This window comes from Amycolatopsis pittospori, assembly GCF_013870525.1.
Taxonomy (GTDB): Bacteria; Actinomycetota; Actinomycetes; order Mycobacteriales; family Pseudonocardiaceae; genus Amycolatopsis; species Amycolatopsis pittospori.
The window spans coordinates 74012-92634 of the sequence record NZ_JACBXD010000001.1 but is presented as its reverse complement, the minus strand read 5'-3'; the positions used below and the strand labels follow the sequence as shown (position 1 = coordinate 92634).

Below are 18623 nucleotides of genomic sequence, written 5' to 3'. Positions count from 1 at the left end.
ATCAGCATGCCATCGTGCCCAATCGCCCGCGAGGAACGAACCGGTCATCCGGTCAGGATCTTCGCCGTTTCGGCGTCGGCGGGCAGGAACGTCTCCAGTTTCAGTTCCGAAACGGTGACGTCGGCGGCGGTCGCGAACGTCGTGATCGCCGTGATCAGCCGCAGCTCACCGGCCGAAGTGGACAGCCTCATCGGGACGGCGAACCCGAGGTGATCGGGCCCGGGCGGGCCGGGCTCCGGAACGTAACCTTCGAGTTCGGCCAGCAACGCGGTGAGCCGCTCGTCAGGGGCGTGCGCGATCTCCTGCGTCAGCCGCTCCAGGATGTGCCGGGCCCAGTCGGCGAGGTTCCGCACACGTGGCGCCATCCCCTTCGGATGCAGCGCGAGCCGCAGCGTGTTGACCGGCTCTTCGAGCAGTTCCGGTGCGACGTCTTCGAAGAGCAGGTCGACCACCTCGTTGTGCGCGACGAGCACGCCGTAGCGGTCGACCACGATCGCCGGGTACGGCCGATGGCCTTCGAGCAGCCGCCGCATGCCTTCGAGGACCGGCAGCAGCCGGGGATCGTCCAGCGACGTTTCCGGGAACCCGGGGGCGAAACCGGCCGCGAGCAGCAAACCGTTGCGTTCGCGGAGAGGGAGTTCGAGCGACTCGGCGACACGCAGCACCAGGCCACGGCCGGGAATCGACCGGCCGCCTTCCAGGAAACTCACGTGCCGTTGGGTGGTTCCGGCCCGGAGCGCCAGTTCCAGTTGGGACAACCGCCGCCGCTCACGCCAGCCCCGGAGCGCGGGGCCGAATCCGGAAACCATGGTCGTCATCTTGGCCGAGGCGTCGACGGCGCCGCCATTCCCTCGAAGGAATTGAGACGATTCCCGGACGCGGAGATGCTTCCGGCATGAAATTCGGTCTGGTCGTCCCCACCTATCGGTCCATCCTCGACGCCGGGCGCACCGCGCCGGAAATGGTCGCCATCGCGGTCGAAGCCGAACGCCTCGGCCTCGATTCGGTCTGGGTCGGCGACACCCTCGCGAAGGCGCCCGTCGATCCGCTGACCTTGCTCGGCGCGTTCGCCGCCAGAACCGAGCGCGTCACCCTCGGCACCGCCGCGTTGCTTCCGGCGCTACGCGATCCGCTTCTTTCCGCGAACACGATCCTTTCGCTCGACCTGCTCAGCCGAGGCCGGATCACGCTCGGTGTCGGCGCGGGATTCGCGGGCCGCAGCGAACCGGAATTCGCCTTCACCCGCGTCCCGTGGGCACGCCGTCGCGCCCGGCTCGACGACATCGTCGCGTTGTGGCGGCACGTCTGGAGCGGGAAGAGCGGCCCGTTCCACGGCGAAGTCCTGCATTACGACACGCTTCCGGAGTACGCGGAGCCGCATCGTCCCGGAGGCCCGCCGGTGTGGCTCGCCGCGTTCACCCCCGGGGCGTTGGAGCGCGCGGGACGGCTTTACGACGGCTGGCTGCCCTACCCGCCCGACGTCGCGGACTACGCCGAAGGTCTCGCGAAGATCCGCGAAGCAGCCGTGCGGCCGGTGACGCCCGCGTTGTTCGCGACAGTGCTCATCGAGGACGACCCGATCCGGGCCCGCGAGCGACTGGAGGACTACGCGCAGCGCAATTACGGTGTTCCGCTGGACTTCGTCGAGAAGATCCAAGTGCAGATCGCGGGTAGCCGCGAGCAGGTCGCCGACCGCTTGCGCGAATTCGCCCGGGCGGGTGCCGAACACGTGCTGATCCGCATCGCCACGCAGGAACCGGCCGAGTTCGACGAGCAGCTTCCGAAGGTGGTCGAGGCCTTGCCCAGGTAATGGCGCGGCGGACTGTCGGTGACCCCACGTAGGCTGGGACGGTGACAAACGCTCCATTGTCCGGACTCCTTCATTCCATACTTCCCGATCCGGCCCTTCGCGGGGTCGTCGAGCGGGCCGGCGCCCCGTTGCTCGAACTGCAGGGGGCGATCGCGACCCGGCAGCTGGTCGCGGCCGCTCTCGCCGCGGACGAGGGCGCCGGTCGCCCCGTGCTCGCGGTGACCGCCACCGGCCGCGAGGCCGACGAGCTGACAGCTTCACTGACGTCGTTCCTCGGCGAAGGCGCCGTCGCCGACTTCCCGTCCTGGGAGACGCTGCCGCACGAGCGGCTGTCCCCGCGTGCGGACACCGTCGGTCGGCGGCTGGAGGTCCTGCACCGGCTCAAGACCGGCGACGACGACCTGCGCGTCGTCGTCGCGACCGTGCGCAGCCTCATCCAGCCGATGGCCCCGGGGCTCGGTTCACTGGCGCCGATCGACCTGGTCGTCGGCGAGGAACAGAGCTTCGAAGGGCTGCTGGACCAGCTCGTCGAGCTGGCGTACACGCGGGTGGACATGGTCGAGAAGCGCGGCGAGTTCGCCGTGCGCGGCGGCATCCTCGACCTGTTCGGGCCGACGGCGCAGCATCCGGTGCGCGTCGAGTTCTGGGGCGACGAGGTCAGCGAGATCCGCGCGTTCGCGGTGTCCGACCAGCGGTCGCTGCCGGGGGAGATCCAGCACGTCAGCGCGCCGCCGTGCCGTGAACTGCTGCTCACCGAGCCGGTGCGCGCGAAGGCCGCCGAGCTGGCGACGACGTACGAGGCGGACGCGCAGCTCACCGAGATGCTCACCAAGCTGTCCGGCGGGATCCCCGTCGAGGGGATGGAAGCGCTCATCCCCGTGCTTTGCGAGGGCGAGCTGGACCTGCTGACCGACGCGATGCCCGAGGGTACGCACGTGCTGGTGGCCGATCCGGAGAAGATCCGCGCCCGCGCGGCCGACCTGGTCCGCACCGGGCAGGAGTTCCTCGAAGCGTCCTGGACCACGGCCGCGGCGGGCGGGCAGGCGCCGATCGACCTCGGCGCGTCGGCGTACCGGGACCTCGCGGAGATCGCGAAGCACTCTCAGGAGACGAAGCGCCCCTGGTGGACGCTGACACAGCTCGCCAGCGACGATCCCGACGTCTACCGCGTCGCCATCGAAGCCGCGCCCAACTACCGGGGAGAGGTGGAGCGCGCGACGACCGACCTGCGCGCCCACACCGCCGCGGGCGGGACGGCCGTACTCGTCGTCGCCGGCCACGGCACCGCGGCGCGCGCCGTGGAGCAGCTGTCGGCGGGCGACGTGCCCGCGTCGCTCGCGGAAGGCATCACCGGGCCGCTGACGGCCGGCGTCGTGACAGTGACCTGTGGCGGCCTTTCGGACGGCTTCGTCTCGCCCGAACGCGCCCTGGTGGTGCTGTCCGAGTCGGATCTGACCGGGCGGGGCTCCGGCGCCGGAACGTCCACAAAGGACTTCAGCACCAAGATGCCGTCGCGGCGCCGTAACGCCGTGGACCCGCTCGCGCTGAAGACGGGCGACTACGTCGTGCACGATCAGCACGGCATCGGGCGATTCGTCGAAATGGTGCAGCGCACCGTCGCCGGCGCCACCCGCGAATACCTGTTGCTGGAGTACGCCTCCTCCAAGCGAGGGCATCCGGGGGACAGGCTGTTCGTGCCGACCGACCAGCTCGACGAGGTCTCCCGCTACGTCGGCGGCGAGCTGCCGACGCTGAACAAACTCGGCGGATCCGACTGGAAGAACACCAAGGCCAAGGCGAAGAAGGCGGTCAAGGAGATCGCCGCGGAGCTGGTGCAGCTCTATGCCGCGCGGCAGGCCGCCCCGGGGCACGCTTTCGGGCAGGACACGCCGTGGCAGGGCGAACTCGAGGACGCCTTCCCGTTCACCGAGACCAACGACCAGCTCGCCGCGATCGACGAGGTCAAGTCGGATATGGAACGCGGTGTCCCGATGGACCGCGTCATCTGCGGCGACGTCGGCTACGGGAAGACCGAGATCGCGGTGCGCGCGGCGTTCAAGGCGGTGCAGGACGGCAAGCAGGTCGCGGTGCTGGTGCCGACCACGCTGCTCGCACAGCAGCATCTCAACACCTTCGTCGAGCGGATGAGTTCGTTCCCGGTGAAGATCAAGGGACTCTCCCGGTTCACGAACAAGGTCGAGTCCGACGCGATCCTGGAGCAGCTGTCCTCCGGTGACGTCGACATCGTGATCGGCACGCATCGCCTGCTGCAGACCGGGATCCGCTACAAGGACCTCGGCCTGGTGATCGTCGACGAGGAGCAGCGGTTCGGCGTCGAGCACAAGGAGCACATCAAGGCGCTGCGGACGCACGTCGACGTCCTGACGATGTCGGCGACGCCGATCCCGCGGACGCTGGAGATGTCGCTCGCCGGGATCCGCGAGATGTCCACGATCCTGACCCCGCCCGAGGACAGGCATCCGATCCTGACCTACGTCGGCGCGTACGACGACAAGCAGGTCGGCGCCGCGATCCGGCGCGAGCTGCTGCGCGACGGCCAGGTCTTCTACGTGCACAACAGGGTTTCCTCCATCGAGAAGGCCGCGAAGCGCATTCGCGAACTCGTGCCGGAGGCGCGCGTCGTCACCGCGCACGGGCAGATGAACGAGGACAAACTCGAAAAGATCATCCAGGGTTTCTGGGAGAACGAGTACGACGTGCTCGTCTGCACCACGATCGTCGAAACCGGGCTGGACATCTCGAACGCCAACACGCTGCTGGTGGAACGCGGTGACCTGCTGGGTCTCGCGCAGCTGCACCAGCTTCGCGGCCGCGTCGGCCGCGGGCGCGAGCGCGGGTACGCGTACTTCCTGTATCCGCCGGAGGCTCCGCTCACCGAGACGGCGCACGACAGGCTCGCGACGATCGCGCAGAACACCGAATTGGGCGCGGGTATGGCCGTCGCGATGAAGGACCTGGAGATCCGCGGCGCGGGCAACATCCTCGGCGCGGAGCAGTCCGGGCACATCGCGGGCGTCGGTTTCGACCTGTACGTGCGGCTTGTCGGGGAAGCGGTCGACGCGTTCCGGCGGCACGCGGGCGCGGACACGGCGGAAGAGGAAGAGCTCGCCGATGTCCGCGTCGATCTCCCGGTGGACGCGCATATCCCGCACGACTACGTGCCGGGCGAGCGGCTGCGGCTGGAGGCGTATCGCAAGATCGCGGCCGCGCCGGACCAAGCCGGGCTCGACGCGGTGCGCGAAGAACTCGTGGACCGCTACGGCCAGCCGCCTGCGCCGGTCCGTCGTCTGCTCTCGGTCGCGGCCTTCCGGCACACCTGCCGCGCGGCCGGTGTCACCGAGGTCGCCGTCCAGGGCACGTCGATCCGGTTCGCGCCGTTGCCGCTGGCGGATTCGCAGATGGTGCGGCTGAAGCGCCTGTACCCCAAGGCTCTCTACAAGGCCGTGACGAACACGGTTTCGGTGCCGAAGCCGACCGAGGGCGCGGCCGGCGGCCGCATCGGCGCACCGCCTTTGCGAGACGAGGAACTGCTGGACTGGTGCGCGAAACTGCTGACGAATCTGATGAAGTCGCCGGCACCCGTCGCGTGAGGAAGCCGAAACGCGACTTACGACCTGGTTCTCTCGCCGGGGCCGGTGTGAGAGGGTATGCGCTGTGATGCGGATCATGAGGCGCCGTCGTGCGCTGGTCGGGGTTCTTGCCGGTTCTCTCCTCCTCGCCGGCTGCAACGCCGGACCCGGGCAGGTCGGTGCGGCGGTGCTCATCGACGGCAAGTCCGTTTCGGTGGATCGCGTGCAGCAGATGATCGACAAGGCCGTCCGGGAACATCCGTACGGACAGAAGCTCGCCAAGGAGCACAAGCTCGATCTGGTCGGCCGCGAGATCGTGCGCCAGGAGATCCTCCACGAGCTCACCGAGCGAGCCGCCCAGCGTGAGGGTGTCCGGGTCGACGAGTCCCTCGCCGTGGCCGCGTTGCAGAAGGACCCGCTGGCGACGCCGATGGAGGCGACACAGCAGGGCGACACCGAGACCAACGTCCAGCAGCTGGTCGCGCGCGTACGGGATCACCGTGACGCCCTGGTCGACGCCGCGCTGCAGACCCAGCTCGCGCTGAAGTACGTCGACAAGCTGGTCGTGACCGTCGACCATCTCGCGATCTCCGCACCCGAAGGCACCACGCCCAACGCGAACGAACTGCGTGAGCAAGCGTTCGAGAAGGCCCGTCAGTTCGCTGCTTCGCCCGACGCCGCCGCGCAGGCCGTGGCCCAGGAGGCGCAGGGCGACTCGCAGCGCGCGGGTCTCGGGGACAAGGCGGCGGCCGCGCAGTCGCCCGCGTTCGCGTCGACCGTCATGTTCGGCAGCCCGGTCAACTCCGTCACGGCCTTCCAGCCGACGCCGGAGCGGCCGGAGTGGCTCGTGGTCGCCGTGCGCGAGCGAGTCGCCGACAAGCCGGTTTCGGTCGACCAGGAGGCTCAGCCGACCGCTCAGCAGCTCGCCAAGGTCGGTGTCCGTTTTCTCCAGCCGTACCTGGACCAGGTCGACTTCACGGTGAACCCGCGTTATGGCGTGTGGGACGTTGTGGGCATGGACCTCGCCGCCAACGAATCGTCGAAGAAGGGCATCGTGCTGACCGTGCACGGTGCCACCCCGCAGCAACGGTGACCCCTGTCGTCGTGATCGCCCGCGGGGCGACACTGCCCGCCGCGGCCCTCCCGATCTTGCGAAGCAGCGACGCTGTGTACGCGGCATCGGACGTCGATCCCGCCGTTTTCGGTGTACCCGCCTTCGGTGACGAGAGGGTCCGCGATCTCGTGCTCATCGCGGGTTCGCGCAAGGAACCGAAGGCCGCGTCGCTGATCAGGGCAGGCGCCCGGGTGATCGAAGCACCCGTTCCGCCGCTGGTCGAGGCCGCCGAGGTGATGGACCGGCTCCGCTCGCCGGGCGGATGCCCGTGGGACGCCGTCCAGACCCACGAGTCGCTGCGGCAATATCTGGTCGAGGAGACCTACGAACTCCTCGACGCGATCGAAGAGGGCGATCGGGGCGCGCTTCGCGAGGAACTCGGCGACGTCCTGCTTCAGGTCCTCTTCCACTCGCGCGTCGCCGCCGAGGACGCGGGCGATCCGTTCGGAATCGACGAGGTCGCCTCCGACCTGGTCGCGAAGCTCGTCGGACGTCACCCACACGTATTCACCGACGCGCCGCGCGTGGACACGGTCGAACACCAGAACCTCAAATGGGAAGAACTGAAGCAGGCCGAGAAGAGCCGCCAGTCCATTGTGGATGGCGTCGCGCTCGGTCAGCCCGCCGTGGCGCTGGCCGGGAAACTCGGACAGCGCAGCGGCCGAGCCGGGATTCCGCTCGACCTGTTCCCCGAAGGTTCCGAAGCGGCGGCCCAGTTGTTCCGGGTCGCCGCCACCGCACGCCGGGCCGGAGTCGACCCCGAAGACGAACTCCGAGCCGTCGCGAAGCAGTTCGCTCGCGACATCCGCGAAGCCGAACGGGCGGCCCGCGACGCCGGGCTCGAACCGACGACGCTGGAGGCCGACGGCTGGCGCAAGTTCTGGCCCAGCTAGATCGTCAGTACGAGTTTGCCGCGAACGCGTCCGGATTCACTGAGTTCGTGGGCCTTCGCCGCTTCTTCGAGCGGCAGGACGCCGGCGACCGAGACCCGCAGTGAACCCGCGTCGGCCGATTTCGCGATTTCGGCCAGGTCCGCTCCGGACGGGGTGACGTAGAACTCGGCGAAACGCAGGCCGAGTTCGTCCGCCTTCCGGCGGACCTCGGCCCGATCCGGACCGTGCCCGACGATGTCCACCAGGGAACCGTCCGGTTTGAGGGTGTCCAGGGACCGGGGCCCGTAGTCACCGGAGATCGGATCCAGCACGAGGTCGACGTCCCGCGATTTCGCGAAATCGCTGGTCGTGTAGTCGATCAGTTCGTCCGCGCCCAGCTCGCGCAGGAAGTCGTGTTTCGCCTCCCGGGCGGTCGCGATGACGTACGCACCGCGCGCCTTCGCGATCTGGACGGCGAGGTGACCGACTCCGCCCGCCGCCGCGTGAACGAGAACCCGGTGCCCGGGGTCGACCGGGGAGACCCGGGTCAACGGCTGCCAAGCGGTCAGTGCCGCGATCGGCAGGGCCGCCGCGTGGACGTGATCCAAACTTCGCGGTTTCGACGCGAGGAAGTCCGCGCTGACCGCGACGTACTCGGCGTACGAGCCGTTCGGTGGGAAAGTGACGCCGTAGACCTCGTCGCCAGGCCGGAAGCCGGTCGCCCCGGGACCCGCCGACTCGACGACGCCCGAGAGATCGAGCCCGACGGTCAGCGGAAGGTCCCCGGTCACCAGCCCGTTCCGGATCTTCCAATCCGCCGGGTTCACCCCCGCGGCGTGGACGCGCACGAGGACCTGACCCGGACCGGGGACGGGCTTCTCGGCTTCGACGATGTCGAGCACGTCGGGTCCGCCGAAGGAAATCTGCCTGATCATTCGCATGAAACGAGCATTCAGGCCCTTGGTACCCGTTGTGAAGTAGGCACTTGAATGGTATCTAGGTACCTTATGGGTACCTTCGCTGAGCGGCGGATGTTCGAAGAATGGGTGGCTGTGCACGGGCGCGACTGCCCATCTCGCACGGTCATCGAAGTCCTCGCGAACAAATGGGCGCTGTACGTCCTCGGCGCGATCCGGCGCTATGAGCGGCCGATGCGGTTCAGCGAACTTCGCCGTTTGCTCGACGGGATCACGCAGAAGATGCTGACCCAGACCTTGCGGTCATTGGAACGGGACGGGCTGATCCGGCGGGACGTCTATCCGACCGTTCCGCCGAGGGTCGAGTACGGCCTCACTCCGCTCGGCGTCGACGTCGGCCGGCTGACGAACGCCGTCGCCGAGTGGGCGGTCGAGAACGTCGACCAGATCTTCGCCGCGCGCACCGCCTACGACGAGAAAGCCGTCGAAACGGCGAAGTCGCTGTGACGCGGCACACAATCGGGTGAGAACCGTTTCCGCGATCACGGCGTCTTGCCGGGTGTGAAGGGAACGGAACCGGACGAAGAGCAGCTCGTCCGCCGCACGGCCAAAGGGGACCGTGCGGCGTTCGAGGAGCTCTACCGCCGCACGTCGCCGTGGCTGGCCGTGCGTCTGCGCCGCCGCTGCGCAGACGAGCAGATCGTCGCCGAAGTGATGCAGGAGACCTACCTCGCGGTGTGGCGTGCGGCGGGGGCGTTCGCCGGTTCGGCCGTCGGCGGTAGCGCGGTCGGCTGGTTGTGGACGATCGCCGCGCGGCGGCTCGTCGACGCCTTCCGCCGCCGGGCTCGCCACGCGCAGCCACTTCCGGTCGCGGAAACCACCGTCGCGCCGGCCGCCGAGGAAGAGGCGTTGGCCGGGGCGGTCGGTGACCACGTCGGGGACGCGCTGCGCCGCCTGGCTCCCGAACTACAGCAGGTCCTGCGGGCCATGGTCCTCGACGGGCTGACCGTCCGCGAGACCGCGGTCCTGCTCGGCCTGCCCGAAGGAACCGTCAAGACCCGCGCCAGGCGGGCTCGGATCGCGATGCGGGAGGCGCTGTCGTGAACAAGGAACACGTGTCCGAACGGCTCCTCACCGGCTACGTCCGCGGGGACGACGGCCTGGCGGGCGACGCGGTTTGGGCGGTCGAAGCCCATCTGGAGTCGTGCGCGGAATGCCGGGGACGGCTGGCCGTGATCAGCGCGCCTTCGGTGACGACCCTGGTGGACGACGTCTGGGCCGGACTCGGCCCGAGGCTGGCCGAAGCCGGGCCGCAACCGTTGCGGAGCCGGTGGACCGGGCGGCTGCACACCTGGGTGACGCCGGTGATGCTGCCGTGGCTGGTGATGATCCTGCTGATCCCTGGACTCGGATTCGTCCTGGACTGGGTCGGGTTCACCCGGAGCGAAAGCTTCTCGTTCGTGCAGCTGTTCTCGCCGGTGCTGCCGGTCCTCGGGGTCGCCGTGTCCTGGTCCAAGGGCCTCGATCCCGCTTACGAACTAGTCACCTCCGCGCCGAGGGGCGGCCTCTACCTGGTCCTGCGCCGGACGACCGCCGTGCTCGCGGTCGTGCTTCCGGTGCAGGCCGTCGCGGGCTGGCTCGGCGGCGGCGGATTCGGGCTCGGGCTGCTGCCGAGCCTGGCCTTCACCACCGGGACGCTCGCGCTCGGCGGGCTGATCGGGGTGACGCGGGCCGCGTACGTCCTGGCCGGGATCTGGGTGGCGGTGATCCTGGCGCCCGCGGTGGCCGAGGAAGGACGGGCCGCCGCTCTCGAACCACGAATGCTCCCCGTCTGGGGTGCGATCTTCGCGCTGACCACGGTCGTGGTGGTGCTCCGCCGGGGCGCCTTCGGCCTGCTCGGCGGATCCGAACGATGAACGAAGGGGAGAACATGATGCGTGCTGTCGGGGCCGCGGAGGTCGCTCCAACGACCTACGCGTGGCAGATCAAGGCGGAAGGACTGAAGGTCCGGGTCGGTAAGCGAAAGTTCGCCGTCAACGGGCTCGACCTGGAACTGGGCACGGGGGTGCACGGTCTGCTCGGCCCGAACGGGGCCGGGAAGACCACGCTGATCCGGGCACTGGCGACGGTGCTCCGGCCGGCGGAGGGCGGGTTGGCGCTGCTCGGTGATTCCGTCGGGGGATTCACCGATCAGCGCCGCCTGCGCCGCCGGATCGGCTACCTGCCGCAGAACTTCGGCTACTACAAGCGGTTCACCGTCCGCGAGTTCGTCGAGTACATCGCCTGGCTCAAGGAAATGTCCAAAGAGGACATTCCTGGTGCGGTGCAGCGTTCGATCGAACGGGTCGGCCTCGCCGACCGTGCCGACGACAAGATGAAGACGCTGTCGGGCGGGATGGTGCGGCGGGTCGGGATCGCGCAGGCGATCGTGAACGACCCGGACATCCTCCTGCTGGACGAGCCGACCGCCGGGCTCGACCCGGCGCAGCGCGTGCGGTTCCGGGACCTCATGCAGGAGTTGGGGCGCGACGCCTGCGTCGTCGTCTCGACGCACCTCGTCGAGGACGTCGCCACCGCCTGCACCGACGTCGTCCTGTTCGAAGACGGGAAGCTCGTCTTCCAGGGCACGCCGGACGAACTGGCCGCGGCCGGGAGCCACGAGTACGTCGGCGACAGCGCGATCGAGCGCGGCTATTCCGCGCTGCTGGGTCACGAGCCGGGAAAGGGGAACTGGTGAACGCGCGGATTCTGCGGATCGAACTCCGCCGCACCATCGCCCCTTGGGCCGCGCTCGCGGCGGTCGTCGTCGCGTTCGGATTCTTGTTCTCGTTCACCGGGCCGTGGACGAGGTTTCCGCTGGCCTGGAACGAGCACTGGACCTTCGCCGCCGAGTGGAGCCGGTTCCTGCTGGTGTTCCTGTGGCCGATCGCGATCGGTGCCGGCGTCCTCCAGGGCATGCGCGACAGCCGATCGGGAATGGTCGAACTCCTGGCCACGATGCCGCGTCCGGGCCGGCATCGGGCCGCGAAACTCGCCGGCGCCCTCGGTGGGCTGCTGACGCTGGGCTACCTGCTGGTCTTCGCCGTCGGCGCGATCCAAGTCCTCTTCCACGGAGGGTTCTTCACGATCGGCTGGCTGCCGATCGTCGTGGTCGGCGCGCTCGCGATGGTCGCGGGCGCCTGGATCGGGCTCGGGATCGGCAGGCTGTTGCCGCATCCGCTGACAGCGCCCGCCGTGGCCATCACCGCCTTCGTGGCCGTGGTCGTCTTCCAGGTCGTCCCCTCGGAAGGCAGCGCGTTCGAAGGGGCGCTGCCGATCCGGCTCACCCTGCTTTCTCCCGCGATGGATGTCTTCAACGATCCCTTCATGACCACCGCGGGCCGGATGGACATCGGGCAGGCGGTCTGGCTCGCCGGCTTGGCCGCGACAGGGTTCCTGTTACTGGCCGCCGGAACCAAGCGGGCGAAGGCACTCGCCGCCGTCCCGGCGCTGGTGGCGGTCGCGATCGCGGTGCCCGTGCTGCCCGCCACCACGGCCGAGGCCAAGGTCGTCGACCCGCTGGCCACGGCGATGGTCTGCGACGGACCGGTGTGCCTGACCAAAATGCACGAGGCCGACCTCGCCCGCGTCGCTGGCCCGGGCAAGGAAGCGTTGCGGTTGCTGGGAACGCTGCCCGGAGCCCCGACCAAGATCGTGGAACTGGACCGGCGCCTCGGTTACGATGAAGTGCCGCCGCGTGCCGCCGACACCATGCTGATCGATCTCCTGGATTGGTCACTGCGGCTGTCCACCGAGCCGAAAGACGTGACGCGCGCACTGGTCGCCGGAGTGGGCACGCCGTCGTGCCACTCGGTCCGGGGCGGCGGCCGGCTCTATCTGAACGAGCTCACCGCGCGGACGATCGCCGCGAGCTGGTTCCTCGGCGAATGGAAGCCGTTGCGGGGAACCACGCTGTGGACGAGCGAGGAGACCAAGGGAGAGATCACCCAGGCCTGGGAGGCGTTCCGGGCGTTGCCGCCGGACGTTCAGCGCACGCGGATCATCGCGCAGCGGCAGGCCGGGCTGACCTGCCAGGGCGACCAGCTCGAGATCCTGACCGGCGGGCAGGCCCGATGAGGTGGGCGGTGCTCTACGCGCGTTCGCGGTCGGTACCGGCGTCGCTCTCGGCGCTGGTGGTGAGCATGGCGGTGCTGTGGTTCCTGGCGCGGGACCACTGGTCGCTGCTGCCGGTCTCCCTCGCGCTCACGGTGGGGATCGCGGTGACCGCCACCGGCCTGAGCGGGCAGGACGCCGACCTCGACCGATCCGCCGCCATCCGCTGGCTACCTCGGCGCGGCCTGCATCTGCTGCTGATCGGCGGCCTCGCCCTCGGGGCCGTTCTGCTGCCGCGACTGTGGGAGACGGCGCAGGTCCCGGTGGGGATCATCGTGCGGGACGCGGCCGGCCTGCTCGGGCTCGTCGGACTCGCCGCGGTCCTGTTCGGTGGCGCCTTCGGCTGGACGTTGCCGCTGTTCGCGTTCACGGTCGCGTTCTTCACGCCGTTCGATCGGGACAGCGAGACGGTCACGCAGATCGCGACCTGGCTCTTCCAGCCCGTGGACGTCGCCGCGGCCACGTGGACCGCGGTGGGGTTCGCTGTGGTCGGCTTCGGTTCCTACGCGGTCTTCGGCACTCGTCGCTGACCTAACTTGTGTCATGAACGGACCTTTCATAACAAAACCTGTTATGAAAGGTCCGTTCATGACACGCGTTCAGACGTTCCGGTTGTGCGGAACGAGGTCCAGCGGGTCGTGGTCCGGGTCGTCGACGCCGAGGCTGATGATCCGGGACGGGTGGATCCTGATCACCGCGCCGTCGAGATGGCCGTCGGGGGTCAGGACCCCGGTCAGCGCCTCGGCGCGACCGCGGATCTCCAGGCAGCGAACCCTCGGCGGGTCCTGCGACGGCATGTCGTCCACCACGAACGCGGCGCGCCCGTTCTCGGCCACGTTCCGGAACTTCTTGCTCTTCGCCAGTTCGTAGCCGGCGATGTCGATCGTCCGGGTCTCGGTGTTGTAGGTGTAGCCGACCGGGCTGATCTGCAGCGTGCCGTCCGGCTGCGCCGTGGCCAGCCGTCCGAGGCCTTGCGTGGCGAGGTAGTCGATTTCCGCTTCACTGAACATGATGCGAGTGTGCGACCTCCAGTTAGCTGGAGGTCAAGCGAACAGTCCTTCACCCCAGAAACCGCCTTCGCGTACGCCCGGAGGTACGGCGAAATGGGCGGATCCGGTGTGCTGCAGGTACTCCATCATGGCGTCCTTCGACGACAGCGCCTGCTGCATCGGCACGAACTGTTTGCGCGAGTCCCGGTTGAAGGCGAGGAAGAACAACCCGGCCTCCAGGTGTCCGACGCCGTCGGAGCCGTCGACGAAGTTGTAACCGCGCCGCAGGATGCGTGCGCCGTTCAGGTTCTCGTGCGAGGCCAGCCGGACGTGCGAGTCTGCCGCGATCAGTTTCTCCCCGCCGGCACCGCCCACGGTGAAATCGGGTTCGTCGAACTCGGCGGCCTGGCCCAGCGGCGCGCCCGTGCCCTTGGTACGGCCGACGATGCCTTCCTGGCCCTGCAACGATTCCCGGTCCCAGGTCTCGATATGCATCCGGATCCGGCGCGCCACCAGGAACGTCCCGCCCGCCATCCACGGCTGGCCGTCCTCGGCGGTCGTCCACACCTGGTCGCGGAGCAGGTCGGCCTCTTCGGCCTTGATGTTGCGCGTGCCGTCCTTGAAACCGAACAGGTTCCGCGGCGTGGCCTGCGCCCGCGACGTCGACGAGCTCCGGCCGAATCCGAGTTGCGACCAGCGCACCTCGGTGACGCCGAAGCCCAGCCGCACCAGGTTCCGGATCGCGTGCACCGCGACCTGCGGATCGTCGGCGCACGCCTGGATACAGATGTCGCCGCCGCTGCGCGCGGGGTCGAGCTTGTCCGCCGGGAAGAGAGGGAGATCGATCAGCGCGGCCGGGCGCTTCGCAGCCAGGCCGAACCGGTCGTCGAACAGCGAAGGGCCGAAACCGATGGTGAGCGTCAGTGACGACGCCGCGAGATCGAGCGCCTCGCCGGTGTCGCTCGGCGGGGCGGCGGGGGCGCCACCGACGGCGCCGCCCGTCCCGACCTCCTGGCCCGCGGTCATCCGCCGGGCCGCGTCCGTCCAGGTGCGCAGCAGTTTGACCAGCTTCTCGCGATCCTTCGTCGTCACGTCGAGCGCCACGAAGTGCAGGTTCTCCTGCACCGGCGTGACGATCCCGGCCTGGTGCTCGCCGTGGAACGCGACGACCTGCTGTGCCGCCTGCGCCGGATCGCCCTCGCCGAAGAGCCGTTCGGCGCCGATCCCGGCCGCCGCGCCGGTGCCGACCAGAGCGGCACCCGCTCCCGCCATGCCGAACAGCTTCCGGCGGGAGACCCGGGTGTGCTCGGTATCGGTCATTGCGCCGCGACCTCCGCGACCTTGCTCAGCGGCTCGCTCAGCGCGTCCACGGCCGACGCGAACTCCTTGATCTGGTCCTGGCTCAGCGCGGTGTACAGCTTGAAGCCGTCGCCTTCGCGCTGCTTGTCCAGCAGCGCCTGCACGGTGCCGAATTCCTTGTCCAAAGTGGACACCAGGGCCGGGTCCTTGGCCTGCAGCAGCGGGCGCAGCGAGTTGATGGCGGCCTTCGAGCCGTCGAGGTTTCCCTGGAAGTCCGAGAGGTCGGTGTGCGAGAACGCTTCTTCCTCGCCGGTGATCTTGCCGGTGGCGATCTCGTCGAGCAGTTCCTTGGCACCGTTGGCCAGGTCGAGCGCGTTCAACTCGATCGCGGCCGATTTGGCGACCAGTTCCTTGACGTCGGCCAGCAGCTGGTCGGCGATCTGCGGGGCGTCCGCCTGCAGGCCGGTGACCCAGAGGTCCTTCTCCAGCCGGTGGAACCCGGTGAACTTCTGGCCCGCTTCGAGGTCGGCCTCGCGCGCGTCGATCTTCGGGTCGAGATCGCCGAACTTCTCGGCCACCGGCTCGACACGTTCGAAGTAAACGCGGGTGCGGGCGTACGCGGCCTTCGCCTCGTCGACCTTCTTCGCCTTCACCAGGTCGACGAACTTGGTCGTCTCCTCTTCGAGCGCCTTCGTGTTGTTCGCGACGTATTCCGCGTAGCTCTTGACCGCCTGCGCCTTCTGCGAGTTCGGGTCGGTCTGCTTCGCGGCGCCGCCGGTGACGGTGAAATCGCCCCGGATGCCGGCGCCGGTCATGCCCGGTTTGCACGCGGTCTGGTACTTGCCCGCTTCGGCGACCTCGACGATGAGCCGCCGGTTCAGCCCCGGCGCGATGTTTTCGACCTCGCCCATGATCCGGTCGCCGTCGGCGTAGAGGTAGAACTCGGTGACCTTGCTGCCCTTGTTGGTGATCTCGAAGGTCAGGTTGCCGGCGTTCGCGGTGGTGACCGCGACGGCGCAGGCGCTGTCCGACGCTTCGACCTTGATCGGGCCACCCGCCGCGGCGGGGGTCTCCTCGCCGCCACCGCAAGCGGTGAGGACCAAGGCGCCGACGCCGGCGAGCGCGGCGAGCGGGAATCGACGAGACACGGGGGTCACTCCTTAACCGCGGCCGCGGCGGGATCCGCCGTGGCCTTGTTCTTGGGCCTGAGGAAGAGGGGCAGCACGATGGCCACGTACGCGACCCACGCGACGGCCTGCAGGACCGTGGTCTGCTGCGAATAGTTGAAGATCCCCTTGAGCAGGGCGCCGTACCAGCTGGTCTCCGGCAGGACGGCCGAGGCGTCGAACGCGAGCGTGTTCAGGCCGGGGAGGAAGGCGGCTTCCTGCAGGTCGTGCAGGCCGTAGCCGAGCACTCCCGCGGCGACGAACACGAGCAGGACGCCGGTGATCGTGAAGAACTTGCCGAGGTCGAATCGGACGGCGCCGCGATAGAGCAGGTACGCCAGCGCCACCGCGACGAGGATTCCGGCGGTGAAGCCGATCAGCGGTTCGGTCGTGCCGGTCTGCGCGGTCTGGACGGTGGAGTAGAAGAACACCGCCGTCTCCAGGCCTTCGCGGCCGACGGCGAAGAACGACAGGATCAGGACGGCCAGAGGCCCGACGTCGAGTGCCTCGTCCATCTTCCCGCGCAGTTCGGCGGCGATGGTCCGCGACGCCTTGCGCATCCAGAAGATCATCGCCGTCACGAACGCGACCGCGACGATCGACAGCGCACCGCCCAGCAGTTCTTGCTGTTCGAACGAAAGCTGCGCGGTGGAGTAGGTGAGGATCGCGCCGACTCCGACCGACAGCGCGATCGCGACGCCGACACCCAGCCAGACCCACCGCAGCGCGTGCTGCCGCTCGGTCTTGACCAGGAAAGCGACGAGGATGCTGACGACGAGAGCGGCTTCCAAGCCTTCACGCAGGCCGATGAGCGCACTCGCGAACCACACCGTCGTCTCCCTGGCTGTTGTGACAGAACCTCATGGTTTTAGGTAAGGCTTGCCTGAAAGTCCAGGTGAAGTGAGCGATTCGAAATAGGGATGAAACGCCCTGGGAGACCTTGATCGGACGTGGTCGCGGAACTGATCCGCAGGTCAGCGTGGCCTGCGGAAATCACATAACGAATCGACAGGTGCGCGGGAAGGTTTACCGTCTGCTTGCACTGTCCTCCGAATGGGTCATCACCCGGCAGTGTGGCGAAGTAGGGTGACCGGGTGGCCGAAACCACCCAGTCGAGTGTCGATGCCCCTGAAGAGTTCCCGCGTCCGCCGGTGCGCCCGTTCGTCCCGAGGCTGGCCCTGGCGGGCGGGCTCGTCGTCACCTGCGTGGTGCTGATCATGACCGTCGGGGTGAACCGGCCGGGCGGGGAAGAGCCGCCCAAGCCGACGGAACCCCAGCCCGCGCTCCCGGTTCCGGATCAGAAACCGCAGCCGGGGGTGGCGACGCCGCGAGCCGGGCTCGCCGCGCCGCCCGACCGGCCCACGGTCTCCGACGAAGCCGAACTCGACACTTGGGCGCGGCGCGTGGCAGGCAAGACGCGGATCGCCGTCGCCGATGTCTCCGCCTACGGCCGCGCCGAGATGTGGCTCCGGCGGCAGAAGCCGGGTTGTCACCTTTCGTGGGCGACCCTCGCCGGGATCTCCCGCGTCGAGGCGGCTCAGGGCAGGCCCGGCCCGATCACCCTGCCGGCCGACGTCTGGGCCAAGCAGGCCGTGCGCGCCAGCGGCGACGGGAAGCAACCGGATCCGAAGAACCTCAGTGACACCGCGTTCGCCACCGCCCGCTATCTGTGCGCCGACGGCGACGACGTCGCGACCCCGGCGGGCTGGTGGAAGTCGATGCGGGTGTTCAACCCGGCCGTCCCGTACGTCCAGGAGGTCTTCAGCGCGGCCGACGCCTACGCGGACGCCAGCGTCGCGCCCTGATCCTCGGTGACCAGATCGAAGTTGAGGACCGTCGCCAGCTTGTAGGCCTCGCCGGCCGCGACGACGAGCTGCGCCATCGGATCGACGACGTTCCCGGCCGCCCAGACGCCGTCCACGCTCGTGCGGCCCTGCTCGTCCACCGCGACGAAACCGGTTTCGGTGCGTTCGCAGCCGATCTGGTCGAGGAGCTTGTCGTGCGGGACGAACTTCGGGCCGACGAACACGACATCGCGTTCGACGAGTTCGCCGTTCACGAGCCGGACGCCGGTCAGCCTGTCGTTCTCGACGGCGAGCTCGGACACCTTCCCGTCGACGATCCGGATGCCCAGCCCGGTCAGCTTCGCCCGGTCTTCGGCCGAGATCTCCTGTGTATGCGTGAAGAACGTCAGGTCCTTGCTCCACTGCCAGACGATCAGCGCCTGGTGCACCGACTTGTCGGAAGTTGCGAGGACGCCGAAGCGCTTGTCGCGCACTTCCCAGCCGTGGCAGTACGGGCAGTGCAGCACGTCGGTGCCGAAGCGTTCCGCGACGCCGGGGACGTCCGGCAGTTCGTCGGCCAGCCCGGTCGCCATCAGGATCCGGCGCCCGGTGACGACGCGTCCGCTCCCCAGCTCCACCGCCTTGTCGCGCCGCAACCGGTGGACGACGTCGTCGATGATCTCGACGCCGTAGCCGCGGATTTCGTCGCGGCCCAGCGCGAGTAGTTCTTTAGGTGGAATGCCGTCCCTGGTCAGGAATCCCTGCGCGTGCGCGGCGGGCGTGTTGCGAGGGGTGCCCGCGTCGATCACGACGACCTTGCGCCGCGCCCGGCCGAGGACCAGGGCCGCGCTGAGACCCGCGACACCGCCACCGATGATCACCACGTCGAATTCGTTGCTCATGGTGACGAGCATCCGGTTCCGGCGGAGA

Annotated in this window: 18 protein-coding genes; 11 read left to right on the top strand and 7 right to left on the bottom strand. The window is 68.9% G+C overall.

The window, feature by feature from the left end:
* Positions 1 to 44 precede the first annotated feature (44 nt).
* The gene (locus H5J31_RS00495; RefSeq protein ID WP_181770384.1) at positions 45 to 809 is read right to left on the bottom strand and encodes a helix-turn-helix transcriptional regulator; all 765 of its coding nucleotides are present in this window, start codon (positions 807 to 809) and stop codon (positions 45 to 47) included.
* An 86-nt stretch (positions 810 to 895) separates the two neighbouring features.
* Here H5J31_RS00495 and H5J31_RS00490 point away from each other — a divergent pair, with 86 nt between their 5' ends.
* The 4 genes from H5J31_RS00490 (at position 896) to H5J31_RS00475 (ending at position 7407) form a co-directional block, all read left to right on the top strand.
* Positions 896 to 1810, top strand: a complete 915-nt coding sequence (locus tag H5J31_RS00490; protein ID WP_181770383.1) for an LLM class flavin-dependent oxidoreductase — start codon at positions 896 to 898, stop codon at positions 1808 to 1810.
* Between the two features lie 56 nt (positions 1811 to 1866).
* Positions 1867 to 5421, top strand: a complete 3555-nt coding sequence (mfd, locus tag H5J31_RS00485; protein WP_181770510.1) for a transcription-repair coupling factor — start codon at positions 1867 to 1869, stop codon at positions 5419 to 5421.
* A 76-nt stretch (positions 5422 to 5497) separates the two neighbouring features.
* Positions 5498 to 6493, top strand: a complete 996-nt coding sequence (locus H5J31_RS00480) for a hypothetical protein (RefSeq protein WP_236004419.1) — start codon at positions 5498 to 5500, stop codon at positions 6491 to 6493.
* Entirely contained in the window at positions 6490 to 7407 is a 918-nt protein-coding gene (locus tag H5J31_RS00475) for a MazG family protein (protein ID WP_181770381.1), read from the top strand. Before H5J31_RS00480 ends, H5J31_RS00475 begins: the two co-directional genes overlap by 4 nt.
* On the opposite strand, the gene H5J31_RS00470 is transcribed toward H5J31_RS00475, so the two are convergent.
* Positions 7404 to 8327 (bottom strand): NADP-dependent oxidoreductase, encoded by a 924-nt coding sequence (locus tag H5J31_RS00470; RefSeq protein ID WP_181770380.1) that lies wholly within the window; start codon positions 8325 to 8327, stop codon positions 7404 to 7406. The two genes, H5J31_RS00475 and H5J31_RS00470, sit on opposite strands and share 4 nt — an antisense overlap.
* A gap of 66 nt (positions 8328 to 8393) precedes the next feature.
* Here H5J31_RS00470 and H5J31_RS00465 point away from each other — a divergent pair, with 66 nt between their 5' ends.
* Genes H5J31_RS00465 through H5J31_RS00440 form a run of 6 tightly spaced genes read left to right on the top strand, consistent with a single transcriptional unit; the run spans position 8394 to position 12985 of the window.
* On the top strand, positions 8394 to 8810 hold the full coding sequence (locus H5J31_RS00465) for a winged helix-turn-helix transcriptional regulator (RefSeq protein WP_181770379.1): 417 nt from the start codon (positions 8394 to 8396) through the stop codon (positions 8808 to 8810).
* A gap of 54 nt (positions 8811 to 8864) precedes the next feature.
* Complete coding sequence (locus H5J31_RS00460; RefSeq protein WP_181770378.1) at positions 8865 to 9407, top strand: RNA polymerase sigma factor; 543 nt, start codon at positions 8865 to 8867, stop codon at positions 9405 to 9407.
* The gene (locus H5J31_RS00455) at positions 9404 to 10219 is read left to right on the top strand and encodes a zf-HC2 domain-containing protein (protein ID WP_181770377.1); all 816 of its coding nucleotides are present in this window, start codon (positions 9404 to 9406) and stop codon (positions 10217 to 10219) included. Before H5J31_RS00460 ends, H5J31_RS00455 begins: the two co-directional genes overlap by 4 nt.
* A 17-nt stretch (positions 10220 to 10236) precedes the next feature.
* Positions 10237 to 11040 (top strand): ABC transporter ATP-binding protein, encoded by an 804-nt coding sequence (locus H5J31_RS00450; protein ID WP_181770376.1) that lies wholly within the window; start codon positions 10237 to 10239, stop codon positions 11038 to 11040.
* Positions 11037 to 12419 (top strand): hypothetical protein, encoded by a 1383-nt coding sequence (locus H5J31_RS00445; RefSeq protein ID WP_181770375.1) that lies wholly within the window; start codon positions 11037 to 11039, stop codon positions 12417 to 12419. The genes H5J31_RS00450 and H5J31_RS00445 overlap by 4 nt, the downstream gene beginning before the upstream one ends.
* Positions 12416 to 12985, top strand: coding sequence for a hypothetical protein (locus H5J31_RS00440; protein WP_207897212.1), 570 nt, complete (start codon positions 12416 to 12418; stop codon positions 12983 to 12985). Before H5J31_RS00445 ends, H5J31_RS00440 begins: the two co-directional genes overlap by 4 nt.
* A 69-nt stretch (positions 12986 to 13054) precedes the next feature.
* On the opposite strand, the gene H5J31_RS00435 is transcribed toward H5J31_RS00440, so the two are convergent.
* From H5J31_RS00435 to efeU, 4 genes are read right to left on the bottom strand one after another with little or no spacing between them, the layout of a single operon-like run.
* Positions 13055 to 13465: a PPOX class F420-dependent oxidoreductase gene (locus H5J31_RS00435; protein WP_181770374.1), complete on the bottom strand. Its 411-nt coding sequence runs from the start codon at positions 13463 to 13465 to the stop codon at positions 13055 to 13057.
* A gap of 33 nt (positions 13466 to 13498) precedes the next feature.
* A complete protein-coding gene (efeB, locus tag H5J31_RS00430; RefSeq protein ID WP_181770373.1) occupies positions 13499 to 14764 on the bottom strand; it encodes an iron uptake transporter deferrochelatase/peroxidase subunit in 1266 nt (421 codons plus the stop codon).
* Positions 14761 to 15891, bottom strand: a complete 1131-nt coding sequence (gene efeO, locus H5J31_RS00425) for an iron uptake system protein EfeO (RefSeq protein ID WP_181770372.1) — start codon at positions 15889 to 15891, stop codon at positions 14761 to 14763. Before efeO ends, efeB begins: the two co-directional genes overlap by 4 nt.
* A gap of 5 nt (positions 15892 to 15896) precedes the next feature.
* On the bottom strand, positions 15897 to 16739 hold the full coding sequence (efeU, locus tag H5J31_RS00420; RefSeq protein ID WP_181770371.1) for an iron uptake transporter permease EfeU: 843 nt from the start codon (positions 16737 to 16739) through the stop codon (positions 15897 to 15899).
* 264 nt (positions 16740 to 17003) lie between these two features.
* On the opposite strand from efeU, the gene H5J31_RS00415 reads away from it, so the two are divergent.
* Positions 17004 to 17714, top strand: coding sequence for a lysozyme family protein (locus H5J31_RS00415; RefSeq protein WP_181770370.1), 711 nt, complete (start codon positions 17004 to 17006; stop codon positions 17712 to 17714).
* Here the strand turns inward: H5J31_RS00415 and H5J31_RS00410 are convergent.
* Entirely contained in the window at positions 17687 to 18607 is a 921-nt protein-coding gene (locus tag H5J31_RS00410; RefSeq protein ID WP_181770369.1) for an NAD(P)/FAD-dependent oxidoreductase, read from the bottom strand. The two genes, H5J31_RS00415 and H5J31_RS00410, sit on opposite strands and share 28 nt — an antisense overlap.
* Between the last annotated feature and the right edge of the window lie 16 nt (positions 18608 to 18623).

Bases quoted from the DNA above. Each gene is read 5' to 3' on its own strand.
- H5J31_RS00495 (WP_181770384.1), bottom strand. From the start codon at position 809: ATGGTTTCCGGATTCGGCCCCGCGCTCCGGGGCTGGCGTGAGCGGCGG.
- H5J31_RS00490 (WP_181770383.1), top strand. From the start codon at position 896: ATGAAATTCGGTCTGGTCGTCCCCACCTATCGGTCCATCCTCGACGCC.
- H5J31_RS00480 (WP_236004419.1), top strand. From the start codon at position 5,498: ATGAGGCGCCGTCGTGCGCTGGTCGGGGTTCTTGCCGGTTCTCTCCTC.
- H5J31_RS00470 (WP_181770380.1), bottom strand. From the start codon at position 8,327: ATGCGAATGATCAGGCAGATTTCCTTCGGCGGACCCGACGTGCTCGAC.
- H5J31_RS00465 (WP_181770379.1), top strand. From the start codon at position 8,394: ATGGGTACCTTCGCTGAGCGGCGGATGTTCGAAGAATGGGTGGCTGTG.
- H5J31_RS00450 (WP_181770376.1), top strand. From the start codon at position 10,237: ATGCGTGCTGTCGGGGCCGCGGAGGTCGCTCCAACGACCTACGCGTGG.
- H5J31_RS00440 (WP_207897212.1), top strand. From the start codon at position 12,416: ATGAGGTGGGCGGTGCTCTACGCGCGTTCGCGGTCGGTACCGGCGTCG.
- H5J31_RS00435 (WP_181770374.1), bottom strand. From the start codon at position 13,465: ATGTTCAGTGAAGCGGAAATCGACTACCTCGCCACGCAAGGCCTCGGA.
- efeB (WP_181770373.1), bottom strand. From the start codon at position 14,764: ATGACCGATACCGAGCACACCCGGGTCTCCCGCCGGAAGCTGTTCGGC.
- H5J31_RS00410 (WP_181770369.1), bottom strand. From the start codon at position 18,607: ATGCTCGTCACCATGAGCAACGAATTCGACGTGGTGATCATCGGTGGC.